The sequence below is a fragment of the Aquamicrobium sp. YD-1-mutant5 genome, from assembly GCF_059509755.1.
In genome coordinates, this window is record NZ_JCAKKP010000020.1 from 29,719 (window position 1) to 47,099 (window position 17,381).

Genomic DNA, 17,381 nt, shown 5'->3' on the forward strand with positions numbered 1-17,381 from the left:
CTCCTCCCCAAGATCCGCATTCGGCTGAGTGTCCTCTCACTCGTCGCCTTGTGTTCCGCCATCGGGCGGGCGGGGTGCCTTAAGCTCCCTGCGCCGCCATTCATGCAGCACATACCAGGTCGCCGCCAGCGCCATTCCCATCAGCGCGAACCATGTCAGCGCATAGACCAGATGGCTGTTGGAGAAGGTAATGCGGGTGAGGCCGCCCCGCGGCCAGCCGCCTGCGTTGGGTGTCGCATCCGCATCGACGAAATAGGGAGCGGTGTCCTGCAATCCGCGCGCGGTGGCAATCGCGGCAACATCGCGGGAAAACCAGCGGTCGTTCTGCGGATCGTTGTGGCGCAGGAACCCGCCGCCCGGCTCGCTCATGCGCAACAGGCCGGTGACGGTGGCTTCCCCTTCCGGCGCGCCCTCAGCGCGCGTTGCGGGATCGCGGAACTGCGGCGTGACGAAGCCGCGGTTGACCAGAACGGTAAAGCCGTCATCGGTCACGAGCGGAGTGATCACCCAATATCCGCCATCCAGATCGGTCACGGCCTGAACGAGCGCTTCCTTATCGTGCAGGAAGCGGCCATGCAGGCGCACCCGCAGATATTCGTGGGAGGCCGGGGAGATCGCGTTCCAGCCGGAGGGGCCGGGTGCTGCGACGGGCTCGGCATTCACGCGCGCCTCGACGCGGGCGATGAGGTCGAGCTTCCATTGCAGGCGCTGCACCTGCCAGATGCCGAGCGCGGCGAGAAGGGCCGCGCAGACAAGCGCGGCGCCGGCCAGAAATATAACTCTGGCCGGAGGACGGTTCCCGGACCGCCCGTTCACCGCATCTGCTGCATGTCGTGGAACGGCATGGTGTTGGCGTTGAGGTGGTACATGACCCATAGCGAACCGGACAACGCGATGACGACGACGATGATGGTGAAGATCAGCGCCATCATGGTCCAGCCCTGTTCCGAACGCGTGTCCATGTGCAGGAAGAAGATCATGTGCACGACGATCTGCACCGCCGCGAAGCCGACGATGATGAAACCGGTCAACTGCCTGCTGTCCAGAACGTCGCCCATGACCAGCCAGAACGGAATGGCGGTCAGGACCACGGAGAGCAGGAAGCCGATCAGATAGCTTTTCAGCGAACCGTGGGCATGCCCCCCCCCCGCATGGTGGTGGGCATCCTCATGATGGGCACCCTCGTGATGGGTAATGGGCGCGCTCATCGCAGAACTCCCAGCAGGTAGACGAAGGTGAAGACGCCGATCCAGATGACGTCAAGGAAATGCCAGAACATCGAAAGGCACATGAGCCTTCGCCTGTTGGCCTCGATCAGCCCGAACCTGCCGACCTGCACCATCAGCGTGACCAGCCAGATGATGCCGAAGGTCACGTGCAGGCCGTGCGTGCCGACCAGCGTGAAGAAGGAGGACAGGAACGCGCTGCGCTGCGGCGTCGCCCCGATATGGATCAGGTGATGGAACTCGTAGAGCTCGATGCCGAGGAAGGCGAGTCCGAACACGCCGGTGATGCCGAGCCAGACGAGTGTGGTGCGCACATTGCCCTTCACCATCTCCAGCATGGCAAAGCCGTAGGTGATGGAGGAGAACAGCAGCATCGCCGTGTTGACGGCGACCAGCGGCAGGTCGAACAGGTCCTTCGGCGCGGGTCCGGCGGCATAGCTGGTGCCAAGCACGCCATAGATCGCGAACAGGCAGGCAAAGATGAGGCAGTCGCTCATCAGGTAGAGCCAGAAGCCGAGCAGCGTGCCGCTGCCCTCTTCGTGGTGGTGGTCTTCCGTCAGGTAGAAGACGGGCGCTTCGGCGCCGTCCATGGTCCGGGTCGTGGCGCTCATCGGATCAGGCCTCCCCTGCCATCAGCTTCGTGCGCGCATCTTCGCTGCGCGTCACGTCCTCGACGGGAATGGTGAAGCCATTGTCGTAGTTGAACGTGTGATAGATCGACACCGCGATGATGGCCATGAAACCGAGTGCCGCCAGCCACCACATGTACCAGATGAGACCGAACGACATGACGATGCTCAGGGCGGCAAGAATGATGCCCGTGCCCGTGTTGTTCGGCATATGGATGGGCTTGAAGCCTTCCAGCGGACGGACATAGCCGCGCCTCTTCATGTCCCACCATGCGTCGTTGTCGTAGACGACCGGCGTGAAGGGGAAATTGTAGTCCGGCGGCGGCGAGGAGGTCGCCCACTCCAGCGTGCGTCCGTCCCACGGGTCGCCGGTGGTGTCGCGCAGTTCCTCACGCTTCCAGATGCTGACGGCGATCTGGATGATGAAGGCGACGATGCCGACCAGCACGAGGAAGGCGCCGAAAGCCGCGATCTGGAACCAGATCTGGATCGAGGCGTCGTCGAACACGCGCAGGCGCCGGGTCACGCCCATCAGGCCGAGCACATACAGCGGCATGAAGGCGAAGAAGAAGCCCAGCACCCAGCCCCAGAACGAAATCTTGCCCCAGAACGGATCGAGCTTGAATCCGAACGCCTTCGGGAACCAGAACACCATGCCGGCGAACAGGCCGTAGACCACGCCGCCGATGATGGTGTTGTGGAAATGCGCGACGAGGAACAGCGAGTTGTGCAGCACGAAGTCGGCCGGCGGCACGGCCAGCAGCACGCCCGTCATGCCGCCGATGACGAAGACGAACATGAAGGCGAGCGTCCACATCATCGGCAGTTCGAAGCGGATGCGCCCGCGATACATCGTGAACAGCCAGTTGAAGAGCTTGGCGCCGGTCGGGATCGAGATGATCATCGTGGTGATGCCGAAGAACGAGTTGACGCTCGCGCCCGACCCCATGGTGAAGAAGTGATGCAGCCACACCAGATAGGACAGGATGGTGATGCACACCGTGGCGTAGACCATCGAGGTATAGCCGAACAGGCGCTTGCCCGAGAAGGTCGAGACGATCTCGGAGAAGATGCCGAAGGCGGGCAGCACGAGGATGTAGACCTCGGGGTGGCCCCAGATCCAGATGAGGTTGACGTACATCATCGGATTGCCACCGAGATCGCTGGTGAAGAAGTTCGTTCCCACATAGCGGTCGAGGGTCAGCAGCGTCAGCGTCGCGGTCAGGATCGGGAAGGTGGCGACGATCAGCACGTTGGTGCACAGCGACGTCCAGGTGAAGACCGGCATCTTCATCATCGTCATGCCGGGACAGCGCATCTTGACGATGGTGACGATGAGATTGATGCCGGACAGCGTCGTGCCGACACCCGCCACCTGCAACGACCACAGGTAATAATCCATGCCGACGCCGGGGCTGTGCTCGGCCCCCGACAGCGGCGGATAGGCCAGCCAGCCGGTGCGCGCGAACTCGCCGACGAACAGCGACATCATCAAGAGGATCGCGCCAGCGGTGGTCATCCAGAAGCTGAAATTGTTGAGGAACGGGAACGAAACGTCGCGCGCGCCGATCTGCAGCGGCACGAGATAGTTCATCAGGCCCGTCACCAGCGGCATGGCCACGAAGAAGATCATGATCACGCCGTGGGCGGTGAAGATCTGGTCGTAGTGGTGGGCGTTGAGGTAGCCTTCCGAGCCGTTGAAGGCCATCGCCTGCTGAAGGCGCATCATCACCGCGTCGGCGAAGCCGCGCAGCAGCATGATGATGCCGAGGATCATGTACATGATGCCGATGCGCTTGTGGTCGACGGTGGTGAACCATTCGCGCCACAGATAGCCCCAGAGGCGGAAATATGTGATGGCGCCCAGCAGCGCTATGCCGCCCAGCGCTACCACCGCGAAGGTGGCGACGAGGATCGGCTCATGCAGGGGCAGCGATTCCCATGTGAGCCTGCCGAAAATCAGCTTGGTAAGGTCGGTACTGTTGAACATGTGCTCTGTAACGCTCAGATGCCGAAGGGCTGGCGCACGGACATGGCCGGCGCGGCGGAAGATATGGGAGCAGGACGCGGCAGCCCGGCACCAACGAGCGGTGCGGGATCAACCTGAGGAACAAGCGATGCCGACCAGGAGACGGCTTCCGAAGCGGCCGCTTCCTCAGGCGTGCAGATGCTCGCCACATCGACGGAACGGCGTCCGAACAGCGCGGTGAGCGCCGACGGGCGACCCTCTTCAAGCGGTTGCAGCAGGCGCAGGCCCGCCAGACCGAGGCCGCCCTCGGCGTCGATCGCCATCATCTCGTCCATGCACATGCGGCCGGGCTCTGCGCAGCGGTCGCGGATCAGCCGGAAAAGCTGTTCGTCGACGGAGGCGTAGTGGCGGGGCTTTTCGTTCTCGCTGGGCCTGGCGAGCTGCAGATAGGCGAAGCGGTCGAGGCTGCCGCCTGCCTCTTTTACCCTGGCGACCCACTGGTCGAAGCCTTCATGGTCGACACCGTGGAAGGTGAAGCGCATGCCGGAGAAGCCGTCGCCGCTGTAGTTGGCAGAGAAGCCGTCATATTCGCCCGGACGGTTGATGACGCCGTGCAGCGTCGTTTCCATGCCGGGCATGGCATAGATCTGGCCCGCCAGCGCCGGCACGTAGAAGGAATTCATCACCGAGGTCGACGTCAGGCGGAAGCGGATCGGGCGATCGACGGGGGCTGCCATCTCGTTGACGGTGGCAATGCCGTATTCCGGATAGATGAAGAGCCACTTCCAGTCGAGCGCGGCGACCTGCACCTCCAGCGGTTCGACCTCCGCCGCGACCGGCTGGCCGCGGGCGATGCGGTCGAGCGGCCGGTAGGGGTCGAGCAGATGGGTGTACATCCACGTCACCGCGCCGAGGCAGATGATGATGAGCAGCGGAGCCGCCCAGATCACCAGTTCCAGATGGGTGGAGTGATCCCAGTCGGGCGTATAGGTCGCTTTCGTATTGCCGGCCCGGTAGCGCCAGGCAAACAGGGCAATCAGCACCATCACCGGAATGATGATGAGCAGCATCAGCACTGTTGCGATGATGACGAGGTCGCGCTGCTGCCAGGCTACGTCTCCGGCGGGACTGAGCACCACGAGATCGCAGGCGCTCAGCAGGAACGGCAACAGGGTCAAAGCCAGAAGTCTTGTCAGTTTCAAGGCGAAGATCCATCAATGGGCCCGATCGATGGGCGGTTCGGGGGCACGGCTAACCCCTTGAGCGGGAGCGGCACATTGGACAATTTGCCCAATGCCGCAATGCAGCATGAAGAGGCTAAGCACCGTGCGAAGGCCCGGCAGGCCGTTGCCGGCCATTATTCCAGAGACAGAAAATCCGTGTGATCATGGCGCATTCGCAGGCAGCAATGACAGGAGACGGGTCGCTCGGCCCGGAAGCGAGGCATGGGCATGTCGCGCCCGGCGAGATCGCCGTCGGCGTGTTCATCGGCCGCACGTCCGAGTTTTTTGACTTCTTCGTCTATGCCATCGCTTCGGTGATCGTCTTCCCGAAGCTTCTGTTCCCGCATCTCGATGCGCTGACGGCGACGCTCTGGTCCTTCGCCATCTTCCCGCTGGCCTTTGTCGCGCGCCCGGTTGGCACCGCGATCTTCATGGCAGTGGACCGTGGCTGGGGCAAGGGCGTGAAGATGACGATCGCGCTGTTCATGCTTGGCACGGCGACCGTCGCCATCGCCTTCCTGCCCGGCTATGAGAGCATCGGCGTCGCCGCGATCTGGCTGCTGGCGCTTGCCCGCATCTGTCAGGGCATTGCGCTTGGCGGCACGTGGGACGGCCTGTCCTCGCTGCTCGCCATGAATGCGCCTGAAGGCCGCCGTGGCTGGTATGCGATGATCCCGCAGCTGGGCGCGCCTGCCGGGCTGATCGTGGCCAGCCTGCTGTTCGCCTTCTTCGTCGGCAATCTTTCCGCGCAGGACTTCTTCGCCTGGGGCTGGCGCTATCCGTTCTTCGTCGCCTTCGCGCTCAACGTGGTGGCCCTGTTCGCGCGCCTGCGCATCGTCTCGACGCCCGAATATCGCGAGCTGTTCCACAACCGCGAGCTTCAGCCGGCGCGCATCTTCGAGACGATTCGCGCCGAAGGCCGCAATGTCGTGGTCGGCGCCTTCGCGCCGCTGGCAAGCTTCGCGCTGTTCCACATGGTCACGGTGTTCCCGCTGTCGTGGGTGTTCCTGTTCACCGCCGAGGGCATCGCCCGCTTCCTCATCATCGAGGCCGTTGCCGCCGTCTTCGGTCTTGTCGCCATCATGGTCTCCGGCATCGTGGCCGACCGTGTCGGCCGCCGCTCGCTGCTGCTCGGCTCGGCCATCGCCATCGCCGCCTTCTCGGGCTTTGCCCCGCAGTTGCTCGATGCCGGTCCGGTTGGCGAAGCGATCTTCATGATCCTCGGCTTCATCCTGCTCGGCCTGTCCTTCGGCCAGTCTTCCGGCGCGGTGGCATCCTCCTTCGCCAAGGCTTACCGCTATACGGGATCGGCCATCACCAATGATTTCGCCTGGTTGTTCGGTGCGGGTTTCGCGCCGCTGGCGGCACTGCTGCTGTCGACGCATTTCGGGTTGATCTCGGCCGGCGCCTACCTGCTTTCCGGCGCGATCTGCACCATTCTGGCACTCTGGCTGAACAGCCGCTTCGCTGCGAAAAAAGAGTAGCTGGCACAGGCAAAGCCGCTTTACATCGTCGGGCAGACGTCTGATCGTGAATGGGCGCGTCTCCATGCAGGAGATGCGCTCGTTTCGGATCAGAGCGTTCCCGATGAGAGAAGAATGTCCGACACAGTCCGGCCAGATCTGATCGTCCCGGATGTGATTGTCATCGGAGCGGGTGTTGTCGGTTTGTCGGCCGCACTTGCCTTGCAGCAACGCGGCAAGCGCGTTGTGGTCGTCGATCGTGAGGGACCCGCGGCGGGAGCATCCGCCGGCAATGCAGGCGCCTTCGCCTTCACCGACATATTGCCGCTGGCCTCGCCCGGCATTTTGCGCAAGGCGCCGAAATGGCTGCTCGACCCGCTGGGGCCTCTGTCGGTGCCGCCTGCCTATGCGCTGCGGATCGCGCCATGGATGTTCCGCTTCTGGCGGGCCTGCGCGCCGCGCCGGGTGGCGCAGTCGACGGCGGCGCAGACCGCGCTCATGGACCTGTCGAAGGCAGAGCTGGAGCCGTTCCTGCATCGTGCCGGCGCATCTTCCATGCTGCGAAATGACGGCAATCTTCAGGTCTATGAGGGTGAGGCCGAATTTCGCGCCTCGCTGCCGGGATGGCAGGCGCGCGCCGACCATGGCATCGCTTTCCGCCACATGGACGCGGAGGAGATGGCGCAGATCCAGCCGGGCCTCGCGCTGCGCTTCACGCATGGCACCTTCACGCCCGGCTGGTATTCGATCGCCGATCCGAAGGTCTATACCCTGGAACTGGCCAGACGTTTTGCAGCCGATGGCGGGGTGATCGAGCGTGCCGGGGTAACGGCCCTGCGCCCCGCGGAAAACAGCGTCGAGGTGGTTTGTGCCGGCACCACCTTTCGGGCTGCCCATGTGGTGGTTGCCGCCGGCGCCTTCTCGCACCGTATCGCCCGCACGGTCGGCGAGCGCATTCCGCTGGAAACCGAGCGCGGCTACAACACCACGCTTCCGGTCGGCGCCTTCGACCTGCGCACGCAGATCACCTTCGGCGGCCACGGCTTTGTCGTCACGCGCCTTTCGACAGGCATTCGCGTCGGCGGCGCGGTGGAGCTGGGCGGGCTCGACCTGCCGCCGAATTTCGGCCGTTCCCGCGCCATGCTGAAGAAGGCGGTTTCGTTCCTGCCCGGACTCGATCCGCAAGGCGGCAGCGAATGGATGGGCTTCCGCCCCTCCCTGCCCGACAGCCTGCCGGTCATCGACACGGCGCGCGCCACGCAGCGCATCGTCTATGCTTTCGGCCACGGCCATCTGGGCCTGACCCAGTCGGCCGGCACGGCGCGTCTTGTTGCCGATCTCGTCGAGGGCCGCACACCCGCCATCGACCTTTCCCCCTTCTCCGCGCAGAGGTTCTGAAGCCATGGCCACGCATACCTTTTCCTGCATCGACGGACATACATGCGGCAATCCCGTGCGGCTGGTCGCCGGTGGTGGTCCACGTCTGGAAGGTGCCAACATGCTGGAGAAACGCGCCCACTTCCTGCGCGAATTCGACTGGATCCGCACCGGGCTGATGTTCGAGCCACGCGGCCACGACATGATGTCGGGTTCCATCCTCTACCCGCCGACGCGTCCCGATTGCGACGTCGCGGTGCTGTTCATCGAAACCTCCGGCTGTCTGCCCATGTGCGGGCATGGCACCATCGGCACCATCACCATGGGCATCGAGAACGGGCTGATCACGCCGCGCGCGGCGGGAAGCCTTTCCATCGACGCGCCTGCCGGCCGGGTGGACATCACCTACCGGCAGGAAGGCCGCTTTGTGGAAGAAGTGCGGCTGACCAACGTGCCGGGTTTCCTCTATGCCGAAGGGCTGACCGCCGAAGTGGAGGGCCTTGGCGAGATCGTCGTAGATGTCGCCTATGGCGGCAATTTCTACGCCATCGTCGAGCCGCAGAAGAATTTCCGCGACATGGCCGATCACTCAGCCGGTGAACTGGTAGGCTGGTCGCCGAAGCTGCGGGCGGCGCTGAATGCAAAATACGAGTTCGTGCATCCCGAGCATCCGGAAATTCGCGGTCTGTCCCATATCCAGTGGACGGGAAAGCCGACGGTGGCGGGCGCGCATGCCCGTAATGCCGTTTTCTACGGGGAAAAGGCCATCGACCGTTCGCCCTGCGGCACCGGCACCTCGGCGCGCATGGCGCAGCTTGCCGCAAAGGGGCAACTGAAGGCCGGCGACGAGTTCGTTCATGAATCGATCATCGGATCGCTTTTCAAAGGCCGGGTCGAGGCGGTGACGCGTGTGGCGGACCGCTCCGCCATCATCCCCTCGATCGCCGGCTGGGCGCGCATGACCGGCTACAACACCATCTTCATCGATGACCGCGACCCCTTCGCCCACGGTTTCGTGGTGAAATGATGTGGCCCGTCAGGCCGGCCGGATGGCGCTGAGGATGAAACGCCGGTAGACGCGGGTGCGCAGCCGATTGCGCAACGTGGCGGTTTCGCGCTGGGCTTTGGCGATGCTGTCGTGCGACATGTAGCGGATGTCCGCGAACCCCGCGTCTTTGAGCATCGGGGCCAGCCGCTCATAGGTGAGGCCCTCGCGGAACGGGATCGCGCGCATGATCTTCTCATGCTTGTCGCTCATCGCCCCGTCATAGTAGGGATCGGCTCCCTGCATGCGGTCGATGAGGGAAACCAGCCATGCGAACAGGCGCCCGGTCGGGCTCGGCGCTGCCCAGTCACCATCATAGACCAGCAGCCTGCCGCCGGGCTTCAACAGCCGCAGCCATTCGCGGAAGGTTTCCTGCGGCGCGGTCAGCGTCCACACCAGATGGCGGCAGATGATGGCGTCATAGGCGGCATCGGGCTCCATGGTGTTTTCGGCGTCGGCGAGAATGAAGCGCAGCCGCTCCTTGCCCTCGTGCTTGGCGCGCGCCACTTCCAGCATCGTCTCCGAGAAGTCGAGCGCGGTGACGTCGTGGCCGAGATCATGGATGAGCCGCGTCACCTCGCCCGTGCCGCAGGCAAGCTCCAGCACGCGCAGCGGCTTCTCGCCCAGCGTGTCGCGTATCGGCTTTTGCCACGCACGCGCCTCCGGTCCCGGCGCGATGAAATGACCGAAGGCGAGATCGAAGGTCTGCGCGCGCTTCGACCAGTAGGAGCGGATTTCTTCCTTCAGGTCGAAATTGCCGGCGTGGGGCGACGGCGCGGTCATTTTCCGTATCCGTTGCGTTCCAGGATTTCGACAAAACGCTTCTTCGCGCGCTCAGGCACGTCGGCGGCCGGGAACGAGGCCGGCAGATCGGAATCGCCGACGCGGATGACCATCACCATGCCCATGCCGTAATGCGGCGAGCATTTGATGCCGTAGAAGCCCTTCTCGTCCAGCGTGACCTCGATCTCCTCGTTGATCTTGCCGAGAAAGCCCTCATGGCCTTCCGGCACCATGCCCTCGACCGTCGCGGCATTGTGGCCGCTGGTGGTCTTTATGAATTTCACCGTGTCGCCGGGTGCAATCCGGAGAAAATCCGGCTCATAGACCATCGGGCCGGATGCGTTGCGGTTGAGCATCTTCACCTCGTGCATTTCGGCGAAAGCCGGTGCGGAGATGACGAGCGAAGCCAGCATCAGGGCGGAAGCGATGCGCATATGGAATACCTTTCAGCGGAGGTGATCGAGGCGGAAAATGCGGGCGCCGTCGGCGGGATCGACGACGATGCTGGCGCGCACGCCGAATACCTCGGCGATGCGCTCGACGCTCAGCACCTCCTGTGGTGATCCCACCGCCACCAGCCGGCCGCCGGCCATGACGCCGACGCGGTCGCAGGCAAGCGCCTGATTGAGATCGTGCAGCGCGATGATCGATGTCACCGGCAGGGCGGCCACAAGGTCCAGCATGGAAAGCTGGTGGCGCACGTCGAGATGATTGGTGGGCTCGTCGAGCAGCAGGATGCGCGGGCGCTGGGCAAGGGCGCGCGCCAGATGCACGCGCTGCTTCTCGCCACCGGAAAGGGTTGCCCAGAAGCGCTTTTCGAAACCGTGCAGGTCGGCGTCGGCCAGTGCTCCGGCAACGATGCTGTCGTCCTCGTCCGACCAGGGTTGCAGGGGCGTCAGCCAGGGGGTGCGGCCAAGCTCCACCGCATCGCGCACGGTGATCGCCTCGCCGGTATCCGCCTGCTGTTCGAGATAGGCGATCTTTTGGGCCGCCAGCCGGCGCGGCAGGCCGGAAAGCGGCTGCCCTTCCACGGCGACTTTGCCCGTTGTCGGCTTTAGAATTCCGGCAAGCAGGCGCAGCAGGGTCGATTTGCCCGAACCGTTGGGACCGACCAGTCCAAACGTCTCACCCTCGCGCACGGCAAGGTCCACGCCCTGCACGATCCGGAGACGGCGCACGCTCCAGCCGAGATTGCTTGCTTCAAGGATCATGGCCGGCGGCGTCCCCTGAGCAGGATCAGGGCGAAGGCCGGCGCGCCGACCAAAGCCGTGATGACGCCGATCGGCAGCACCTGACCGGGGATCATGGTGCGCGAAAGCACGTCAGCCGCGATGAGGAAGGCAGCGCCCGTCAGCGCCGTCGCCGGCACCAGACGCCCATGGCGTACGCCGACCACGAAACGCGCCGCATGCGGGATGACCAGCCCGACGAAGCCGATGGAGCCGACGATGGAAACCATGACGGCAGTGACCAGCGCGGTCAACCCGATCAGCACGACCTGCACCCTGCGCACGGCAATACCCAGCGAGGCTGCGGAGTCGGCGCCGAAGGCGAAGGCATCGAGCGCGCGCGCATGCCAGACGCAGGCAATCAGCCCGGTCAGGGCGATGGGTACGGCCAGCGTCACATCCGGCCAGCGCACGCCGCTCAGATTGCCGAGCAGCCAGAACATGATGCCGCGCGCCTGCTCGGCATTGGCCGACTTGGTGATGATGAAGGAGGTCAACGCGTTGAAGAGTTGCGAGCCGGCGATGCCCGCCAGAATGATCTGTCCTGTGCCGCGCGTGGAAACGCCGCCGCCCGCCGCCCGTGCCAGAAGGGCAACCAGCAGGAAGGCGGTGACCGCGCCGGCGAAGGCGCCGAGCGACATGGAGACCGCTCCGCCGCCGATACCGGCAATCGTCACCGTCACCGCACCCGTCGAGGCACCGGCGGAGATGCCGAGCAGATAGGGGTCGGCCAGCGCATTGCGCAGCAGCGATTGCAGCACGAGGCCGGACAGCGCCAGCCCCGCGCCGCAGGATGCGGCCACCAGCGCGCGCGGCAGGCGATAGTTCCAGATGATGCCCATATCGATCGGATCGAGCGGATAGGCAGCACCCAGAACCTTGTTGGCCAGCGTCTGCACCACGATGGAGAGCGGAATGGGCGTCTCACCGATGCAGGTGCCGGCAAAGACCGTCCCCGCCATGGCGACGAGCCCCGCAGGCCAGCGCCACCACAGGCGCGCTACGGAATGCCGGCCTGCGGTGGCAATGGTCACCTGGCGATGCCCTGTTCGACCAGCGCGTCCGCCAGCACCTCGATGCCGGAAACCGTGCGCATGGTGGCGTCCATGGCATGGGCATCCATCACCACGATGCGGTTGTTCTTCACCGCGTCCATCTGGCTGGCGACCGGATCGCTCTTCAGAAATTCGAGCTTCTTCTCGAAGTCGTCGGCAGGGAAGCGGCGGCGATCCATTTTGGCGATCACGATCAGCGTCGGGTTGGCCCTGGCGATGGTTTCCCAGCCTACGACCGGCCATTCCTCATCCGATTCCACGATGTTGCGGATGCCGAGCTTGTCGAGCATGTAAGCCGGCCCGCCCTTGCGACCGGCGACATAGGGATCGATGTTCATGTCGGCGCTGGAGAACCAGAACACGGCCGACACGTCCTTGAGATCGAGCGCTTTTGCGCGCTCGACCGCATCCTGCTCGCGCTTGACCAGATCGGCGACGACTTCCTCGCCCTTGTCCTGCACGTCAAAGATTTCGGCAAGTTCGCGCACGCCCTGATGGATGGTTTCGGTCGAGAAGGCGGCGCTGCGGGTGCCGTCGACGCCGACCGAGTTGTCCTTGGCCACGCAATCGGCAGGCATAACATAGGTCGGGATGCCGACCTCGTGGAACTGCTCGCGGGTGGCGACGATGCCTTCCGGCCCGACATGCCAGATGAACTGGATGGCAACGAGGCCGGGCTTCTTCGCCACGACGCTTTCGAAGCTCGGATCGTTGTCGGCGAGGCGCTCCACCTTGTCGTTGATCGTCTTGTACTCCGGCAGAACGTCGGTGAACCAGACGGAGGTGCCGGTCACCTTGTCGCCAAGGCCAAGCGCATAGAGCGCCTCGGTGGCGGCCTGTCCGACGGTTACGCTCGTGGCAGGAGCCTTGTCGAAAGTGATCGTCTCACCGCAGTTTTCCAGCGTGAGCGGGTATCTGGTGGGTTCAGCGGACGCATAGGCGGTGAGCAGCGCAAGGCTGGCGGCGGCAAGTGCCAGACGCGGGAAGGTCATGACGCGAAGTTCTCCGATCGGTTTGCGGCAGGGACCGAAGGCTTCGGGTCGGGACGACAATGGAAAGCCGCGCACCCCGAAGGATACGCAATAGAGCCCGTACAGGCAGGGACGGCTTCATCGACAACCTCTCCCGGGCACCCCGCCCGGCACATTCAGTTCCAGTTGTCGGCAGGTCTCCTGACTGACGGGTCACCGTCCTTTCCCCACCTTCCCGGGCCCGGGGCCCAGTGGCATTTCGGGGAGAGGACTCTACCGCCTACAGTTGCGGGGGCAGTTTCGTTTCACAGGCCTTTTTGAAGCCTGCGGCGAATTCCCTCTTCGTTCCTTGCGGAAACCGACACCTGCTCGTATCTCATGTGCGTCAGGCTTTTCAAGCAATTCGTCGCGCCTTCCCAGAGCCTTTCACGGCCCCTGTTGGGGTAAAATCACAGCTTGCAAGCCCGATCCTGCCTTGACCGATGATGGTGCTGAAAGAGCTGCCGGATGCAGTTGTGGCAGGGAACGAGGCTCTGATGCTCGCGGCCTGTGCGAGCGCCCTGCTGATCTTGCCGCGGGTGGCACGTCCGGCACGGAGACGCCCGATTTGGGCGCCTCCCGCTGCGGTGAAGCCTTCAGGTGTTGTCTCGTGATCTGCTGATCTCAGAACCGGTAGTTCAGACCGACCTTGATCATGTGGAAATCGAGGGCGTTTGAGGCATTGCGGCCGTTCACGGTACTTGAACTGCCCGGATGGTTGGTCGTCGTCGTCTCATAGATGGGCTTTTCATAGGGCGTGCAGAAGCTAGGATCCATGTCGCACAACCACGCCATGCTGGGGTCCTGCGAAGGGTCGACCGTTTCATAGCCGACGACGGTGGTTGTCGAGGTCGTATAATCCTTGCCTGTGCCCGCGCGGGCATTTCTGAACCTGAAATCCTTCTTGCCGAAGCGGCTGTAGGTATAGTCGGCCTTGATCGACCAGTTGTCGTTCAGCGCATATTCGAGGCCGCCACCAATGGTGAAGCCGGCGCGGGTGGCGGCGGCCTTCTCGACGGAGAAAACGGCCGTTTGCGTACCGTTGGGGAGGGTTTCATCGGCCTGGTCGGAAATGTACTGATCGCGCCATTGTGTTTCGCGCGCGAGCGCCAATCCACCCGTGGCATAGGCCATGAAGCGATTGCTGAAAGCGTAGCCGATCTTCGGGCGCAGGCTGGCCATCCAGTCGACGTCGTAGCTCGTATAAGCATCGGCATGCCCCTTGGCCGCCAGCACGGGGTCGGTGGACAGAACCTTCTTCGAGCCGGTGATGTTGTAGGTCTTGCTCCAGTCTCCCTCCAGACCGAGCACCACGCCATTGTCGAGCTGCCAGTTGTAGCCGGCCTGTACGCCGAACATGGCGCCGTTGAGCTTGAGGTCCGCCGATTCACGCGCGGCGATGGTGCTGTCGGAACCGTCGAGCGTCGTCGTGGAGCCCCATGTGCGCCCAAACGCGCCACCGGCATGTACACCGGCATAGAGGCCGCTCCAGTTGATGGCGGCAGCTTCGCCACCGCGCGCCGCGCCGTGGCCGCCCGCCAGCCCGGCAAGCGGATTGCTGAATGGCTGGAAACTCTGCTCGCCACCGAACGATCCCGTCAGGCTCGCATAGAAAGTCCGTCCCGGTCCCGGCTGCGTGACAAGACCGAGCGGATCGACATAGAAGCGGTCGAACAGGTTCTCCACGCGCACCGCGGCGGTCAGGTCCTCGGTGATCTTGTATTCGGCGAAGACATCGACAAGCGTGTAAGGCTTCCAGTCGACAAGGGAGATGAACTCGCTGGCGCCCTGCGCGGTCACGTCGCCATGGCCAATGGCGCGCGGCCCGACATGGGAAATGCGCCCGCCGACCGTGAGCTGGTCCTCCAGCAGCTTCTGCGACAGCGTCAGGTCGACGGTGTATTCGGGCTGCACATGGTTTGTCGCATAGTCGCCATAGAGCGACTTGTTCTCGCAGGTGCCGGCCGTGCGGCAATATTCGACGTTGAGGAAATAGTTGGCCGAGAGATCGGCCGTGAAGCCGCCGATCTCGTAGCGGCCGGAAAGCTCGATGCCGGAGAACTTCGCCCGGTCGATGTTCTCGATGTTCAGGGTCAGCGGCCCCGAGCCGTTGCGGACCGACCGTGCGATATAGTCCTTCACATCCCAGTTGAAGTAGCCGAGCTTGAGCATGCCCCGGTCTTCGCCGGTCAGCAGACCGTCGCGCGTCAGGTTGGTGCCGACTTCCCAGTTGCTGGAGCGCTCCGGCTTCACATCGGCGTTGGCGACCACACTGTTGAAGGCCGAGACGGATTCGATGACGCTGGGTGCGCGCATCGTGTTGGAATAGTTGACGTAGAACTGCGAACCGTCGAAGGGCTCCAGCGTCACGCCGACGGAGGGGCTGAACCCGCCATCATTGGTGCGGAAGCCGAGAACCCTGCTCTCGATGTCCTCGCGCTCATAGGGATCGTAGCGATCCTTCGACCAGAAATGCGAATAGCGGAGCCCGGCGTTCAGCGTTGCCCAGTCGACCGGCTTCCATGCCGCCTTCGCATAGATTGCGGCCTCATGGCGAATGGCGTCACGCGCGGTGTTCCACGCTTCCAGCGCTGCCGTGTGGCGGCTGCCCCGCGTATCCTCGCCGCGATAGGACAGGCCGTAGCTGAGATCGACATCGCCATAGCCGGTCGAGAATTTCGACAGGTTGGAGAGGTCGGCACCCCACATGTCGGAATCGGAACCGACCCGGAACCCGGCAGGCAGGCCGATCTGTTCAGGCGTTACGCCGCGACCGCCGCGGATCGGGTTGCGCAGTTCCAGATGCGTCCAGTAGAGATTGCCCTTCAGGTCGAAAAGCTCGTTATCTTCCGGATTCCAGCGATAGCGCGCGGTTACGGTGTCGAGGCTGGTGCCGGACGTCTGCGCCTGCTGCTCGGACTGTCCGTGCTTGCCGATCAGCCGCGAGGCGAGCCGGTCGCCGGCTTCGCTGCGATAGCCGGTATAGCCGAGCTGGAGGGTGTGGTCATCGGCAAAGCGTGCGGTCAGCTTGGCCAGCCAGGATTCCGTCTCAAGCTGGGTGTTCAGCACCTCCTCGCCGGCGCGATAGTTCACGACCCCGTCATTTTCATAGTAATTTTCCCAGTAGGTCGTGCCGTTGGGATTGCAGACGCCGTTGGGACACCATTGCTGCCGGCCCTTGTTGACCGGATTGGCGGAAGGCCCGTGCTTGCCTGCGTGATAGTTGCCCTGCTTGCGGCGCGCATAGCCGGCAAGGAAATCGAAATCCTCGCCCTTGTAGGCGCCGATAACGCTGCCGGCGCCGCGTGTCGGCGAAAGCAGGGAAGGCTTGTCCATCCCGGTTTCCGAGGCTTTCGGAACTTCGCCGGCAGGGTCCCACGGTGCAAAGGGCCACTGATAGCCTGCCTTGTCACCGGCATGGGGCTTCGACGTGTTGGTGCCGATCTCGCCCTTGACCCTGACGCCCCAGGTGTTGCCCGGCTTGACGATGTCGTCGGCGTTCACGGTGCGCATGGCGACAGACCCGGCATTGCCCCATGAGGCGGTGTCCGCGCCCTTGGTGACGTCGATGCCGGCGATGAAGTCTGGATCGACATAGGTCCGGTTGGAGACGCCCTGATAGCCCTGATAGACGGTGACGGCGTTTTCCGCGCCGTCGATGGTCGTCGTCACGCGGCCCATGCCCTGCATGCCGCGAATGTTGACGTCGACGGCACCGGCGCCGTTGCGCGCCTCGCCCGACATGACACCTGCCGTGCCACGGAACATGTCCGCCGGGCTGGAGCCGCGAAAACGCTCGATGTTCTCGCCCTCGATATGGCTGGTCGCGGCCGCCGTCTCATAGGGGCTGTAGGGTGAGCCCTCTGCATTGCCCTTGACGTCGATGGTGGCAAGAACCATCGAGCCATCGGAGGGCTGCGGCTCGAAAGCCTCTGAAACACGATCCACAAGCGTTGCGGTCGCCGGCCCGGTAAGGCTCACCCGGATGCCGGTTCCGGCAAGCATGGTCTGCAACGCCTGCGCGGGCGACATCGCGCCCGAGATTGCCACCGAGGTTTTGCCGCGCACGATTTCCGACGTGTAGCCGACCTGCCAGCCGGAGGCGCGGCTGAACGCGCTGAGCGCCCCGGAAAGCGGCTGGGCGGGAATGGAAAATCGCACCGTCTGCGCCGCGGTGGTCGAGGTCGATTGGGCGAAAGAAACGCCCTGCAGCAGGATCAGCGAGGATACCAGCACAGTGCTTGCCAGCAGGAGCCGCACCGGCGCTTTGCCCACGGCTGCCGTTTTGGCGCGAGCCATTGCTGCGTGCGGTGCCGGACCAGTGCGATGCCCCATGAGGAGAGTTCCTTGCGTCAGAGTAGATGCGGCGATT

Annotated in this window: 14 protein-coding genes and 1 riboswitch; of the genes, 3 read left to right on the top strand and 11 right to left on the bottom strand. The window is 64.0% G+C overall.

The window, feature by feature from the left end; genetic code table 11:
• Positions 1-36 precede the first annotated feature (36 nt).
• From AC5XE7_RS18760 to cyoA, 5 genes are read right to left on the bottom strand one after another with little or no spacing between them, the layout of a single operon-like run.
• Complete coding sequence (locus tag AC5XE7_RS18760) at positions 37-816, bottom strand: SURF1 family protein (protein WP_495367182.1); 780 nt, start codon at positions 814-816, stop codon at positions 37-39.
• The gene (cyoD, locus tag AC5XE7_RS18765; protein ID WP_495367181.1) at positions 813-1,208 is read right to left on the bottom strand and encodes a cytochrome o ubiquinol oxidase subunit IV; all 396 of its coding nucleotides are present in this window, start codon (positions 1,206-1,208) and stop codon (positions 813-815) included. The genes AC5XE7_RS18760 and cyoD overlap by 4 nt, the downstream gene beginning before the upstream one ends.
• Positions 1,205-1,837 (bottom strand): cytochrome o ubiquinol oxidase subunit III, encoded by a 633-nt coding sequence (cyoC, locus tag AC5XE7_RS18770; protein ID WP_495367180.1) that lies wholly within the window; start codon positions 1,835-1,837, stop codon positions 1,205-1,207. Before cyoC ends, cyoD begins: the two co-directional genes overlap by 4 nt.
• Before the next feature lie 4 nt (positions 1,838-1,841).
• Positions 1,842-3,845, bottom strand: a complete 2,004-nt coding sequence (gene cyoB, locus AC5XE7_RS18775; RefSeq protein ID WP_287942880.1) for a cytochrome o ubiquinol oxidase subunit I — start codon at positions 3,843-3,845, stop codon at positions 1,842-1,844.
• A 14-nt stretch (positions 3,846-3,859) separates the two neighbouring features.
• A complete protein-coding gene (gene cyoA, locus AC5XE7_RS18780) occupies positions 3,860-5,020 on the bottom strand; it encodes a ubiquinol oxidase subunit II (RefSeq protein WP_495367206.1) in 1,161 nt (386 codons plus the stop codon).
• 212 nt (positions 5,021-5,232) lie between these two features.
• Here cyoA and AC5XE7_RS18785 point away from each other — a divergent pair, with 212 nt between their 5' ends.
• The 3 genes from AC5XE7_RS18785 (at position 5,233) to AC5XE7_RS18795 (ending at position 8,914) form a co-directional block, all read left to right on the top strand.
• The gene (locus AC5XE7_RS18785) at positions 5,233-6,531 is read left to right on the top strand and encodes an MFS transporter (protein WP_239801477.1); all 1,299 of its coding nucleotides are present in this window, start codon (positions 5,233-5,235) and stop codon (positions 6,529-6,531) included.
• Between the two features lie 138 nt (positions 6,532-6,669).
• Positions 6,670-7,908: an NAD(P)/FAD-dependent oxidoreductase gene (locus tag AC5XE7_RS18790; protein WP_495367205.1), complete on the top strand. Its 1,239-nt coding sequence runs from the start codon at positions 6,670-6,672 to the stop codon at positions 7,906-7,908.
• A 4-nt stretch (positions 7,909-7,912) separates the two neighbouring features.
• Positions 7,913-8,914, top strand: coding sequence for a 4-hydroxyproline epimerase (locus AC5XE7_RS18795; RefSeq protein ID WP_495367179.1), 1,002 nt, complete (start codon positions 7,913-7,915; stop codon positions 8,912-8,914).
• 9 nt (positions 8,915-8,923) lie between these two features.
• Here AC5XE7_RS18795 and AC5XE7_RS18800 read toward each other — a convergent pair whose 3' ends face one another.
• The 6 genes from AC5XE7_RS18800 to AC5XE7_RS18825 all read right to left on the bottom strand — a co-directional run bounded on the left by AC5XE7_RS18800 (position 8,924) and on the right by AC5XE7_RS18825 (position 17,308).
• Entirely contained in the window at positions 8,924-9,715 is a 792-nt protein-coding gene (locus tag AC5XE7_RS18800; RefSeq protein WP_495367178.1) for a class I SAM-dependent methyltransferase, read from the bottom strand.
• Complete coding sequence (locus tag AC5XE7_RS18805) at positions 9,712-10,149, bottom strand: pseudoazurin (protein ID WP_495367177.1); 438 nt, start codon at positions 10,147-10,149, stop codon at positions 9,712-9,714. The genes AC5XE7_RS18800 and AC5XE7_RS18805 overlap by 4 nt, the downstream gene beginning before the upstream one ends.
• A gap of 12 nt (positions 10,150-10,161) precedes the next feature.
• Positions 10,162-10,926, bottom strand: a complete 765-nt coding sequence (locus tag AC5XE7_RS18810; RefSeq protein WP_495367176.1) for an ABC transporter ATP-binding protein — start codon at positions 10,924-10,926, stop codon at positions 10,162-10,164.
• Positions 10,923-11,978, bottom strand: coding sequence for a FecCD family ABC transporter permease (locus AC5XE7_RS18815; protein ID WP_495367175.1), 1,056 nt, complete (start codon positions 11,976-11,978; stop codon positions 10,923-10,925). The genes AC5XE7_RS18810 and AC5XE7_RS18815 overlap by 4 nt, the downstream gene beginning before the upstream one ends.
• Positions 11,975-12,991 carry an ABC transporter substrate-binding protein gene (locus AC5XE7_RS18820; protein WP_495367174.1) on the bottom strand — a complete coding sequence of 339 codons (1,017 nt, stop codon included), beginning with the start codon at positions 12,989-12,991 and terminating at the stop codon, positions 11,975-11,977. Before AC5XE7_RS18820 ends, AC5XE7_RS18815 begins: the two co-directional genes overlap by 4 nt.
• Positions 12,992-13,144: 153 nt before the next feature.
• A riboswitch (cobalamin riboswitch) is annotated at positions 13,145-13,348 on the bottom strand.
• 285 nt (positions 13,349-13,633) lie between these two features.
• Positions 13,634-17,308 (bottom strand): TonB-dependent receptor domain-containing protein, encoded by a 3,675-nt coding sequence (locus tag AC5XE7_RS18825; protein WP_495367173.1) that lies wholly within the window; start codon positions 17,306-17,308, stop codon positions 13,634-13,636.
• Between the last annotated feature and the right edge of the window lie 73 nt (positions 17,309-17,381).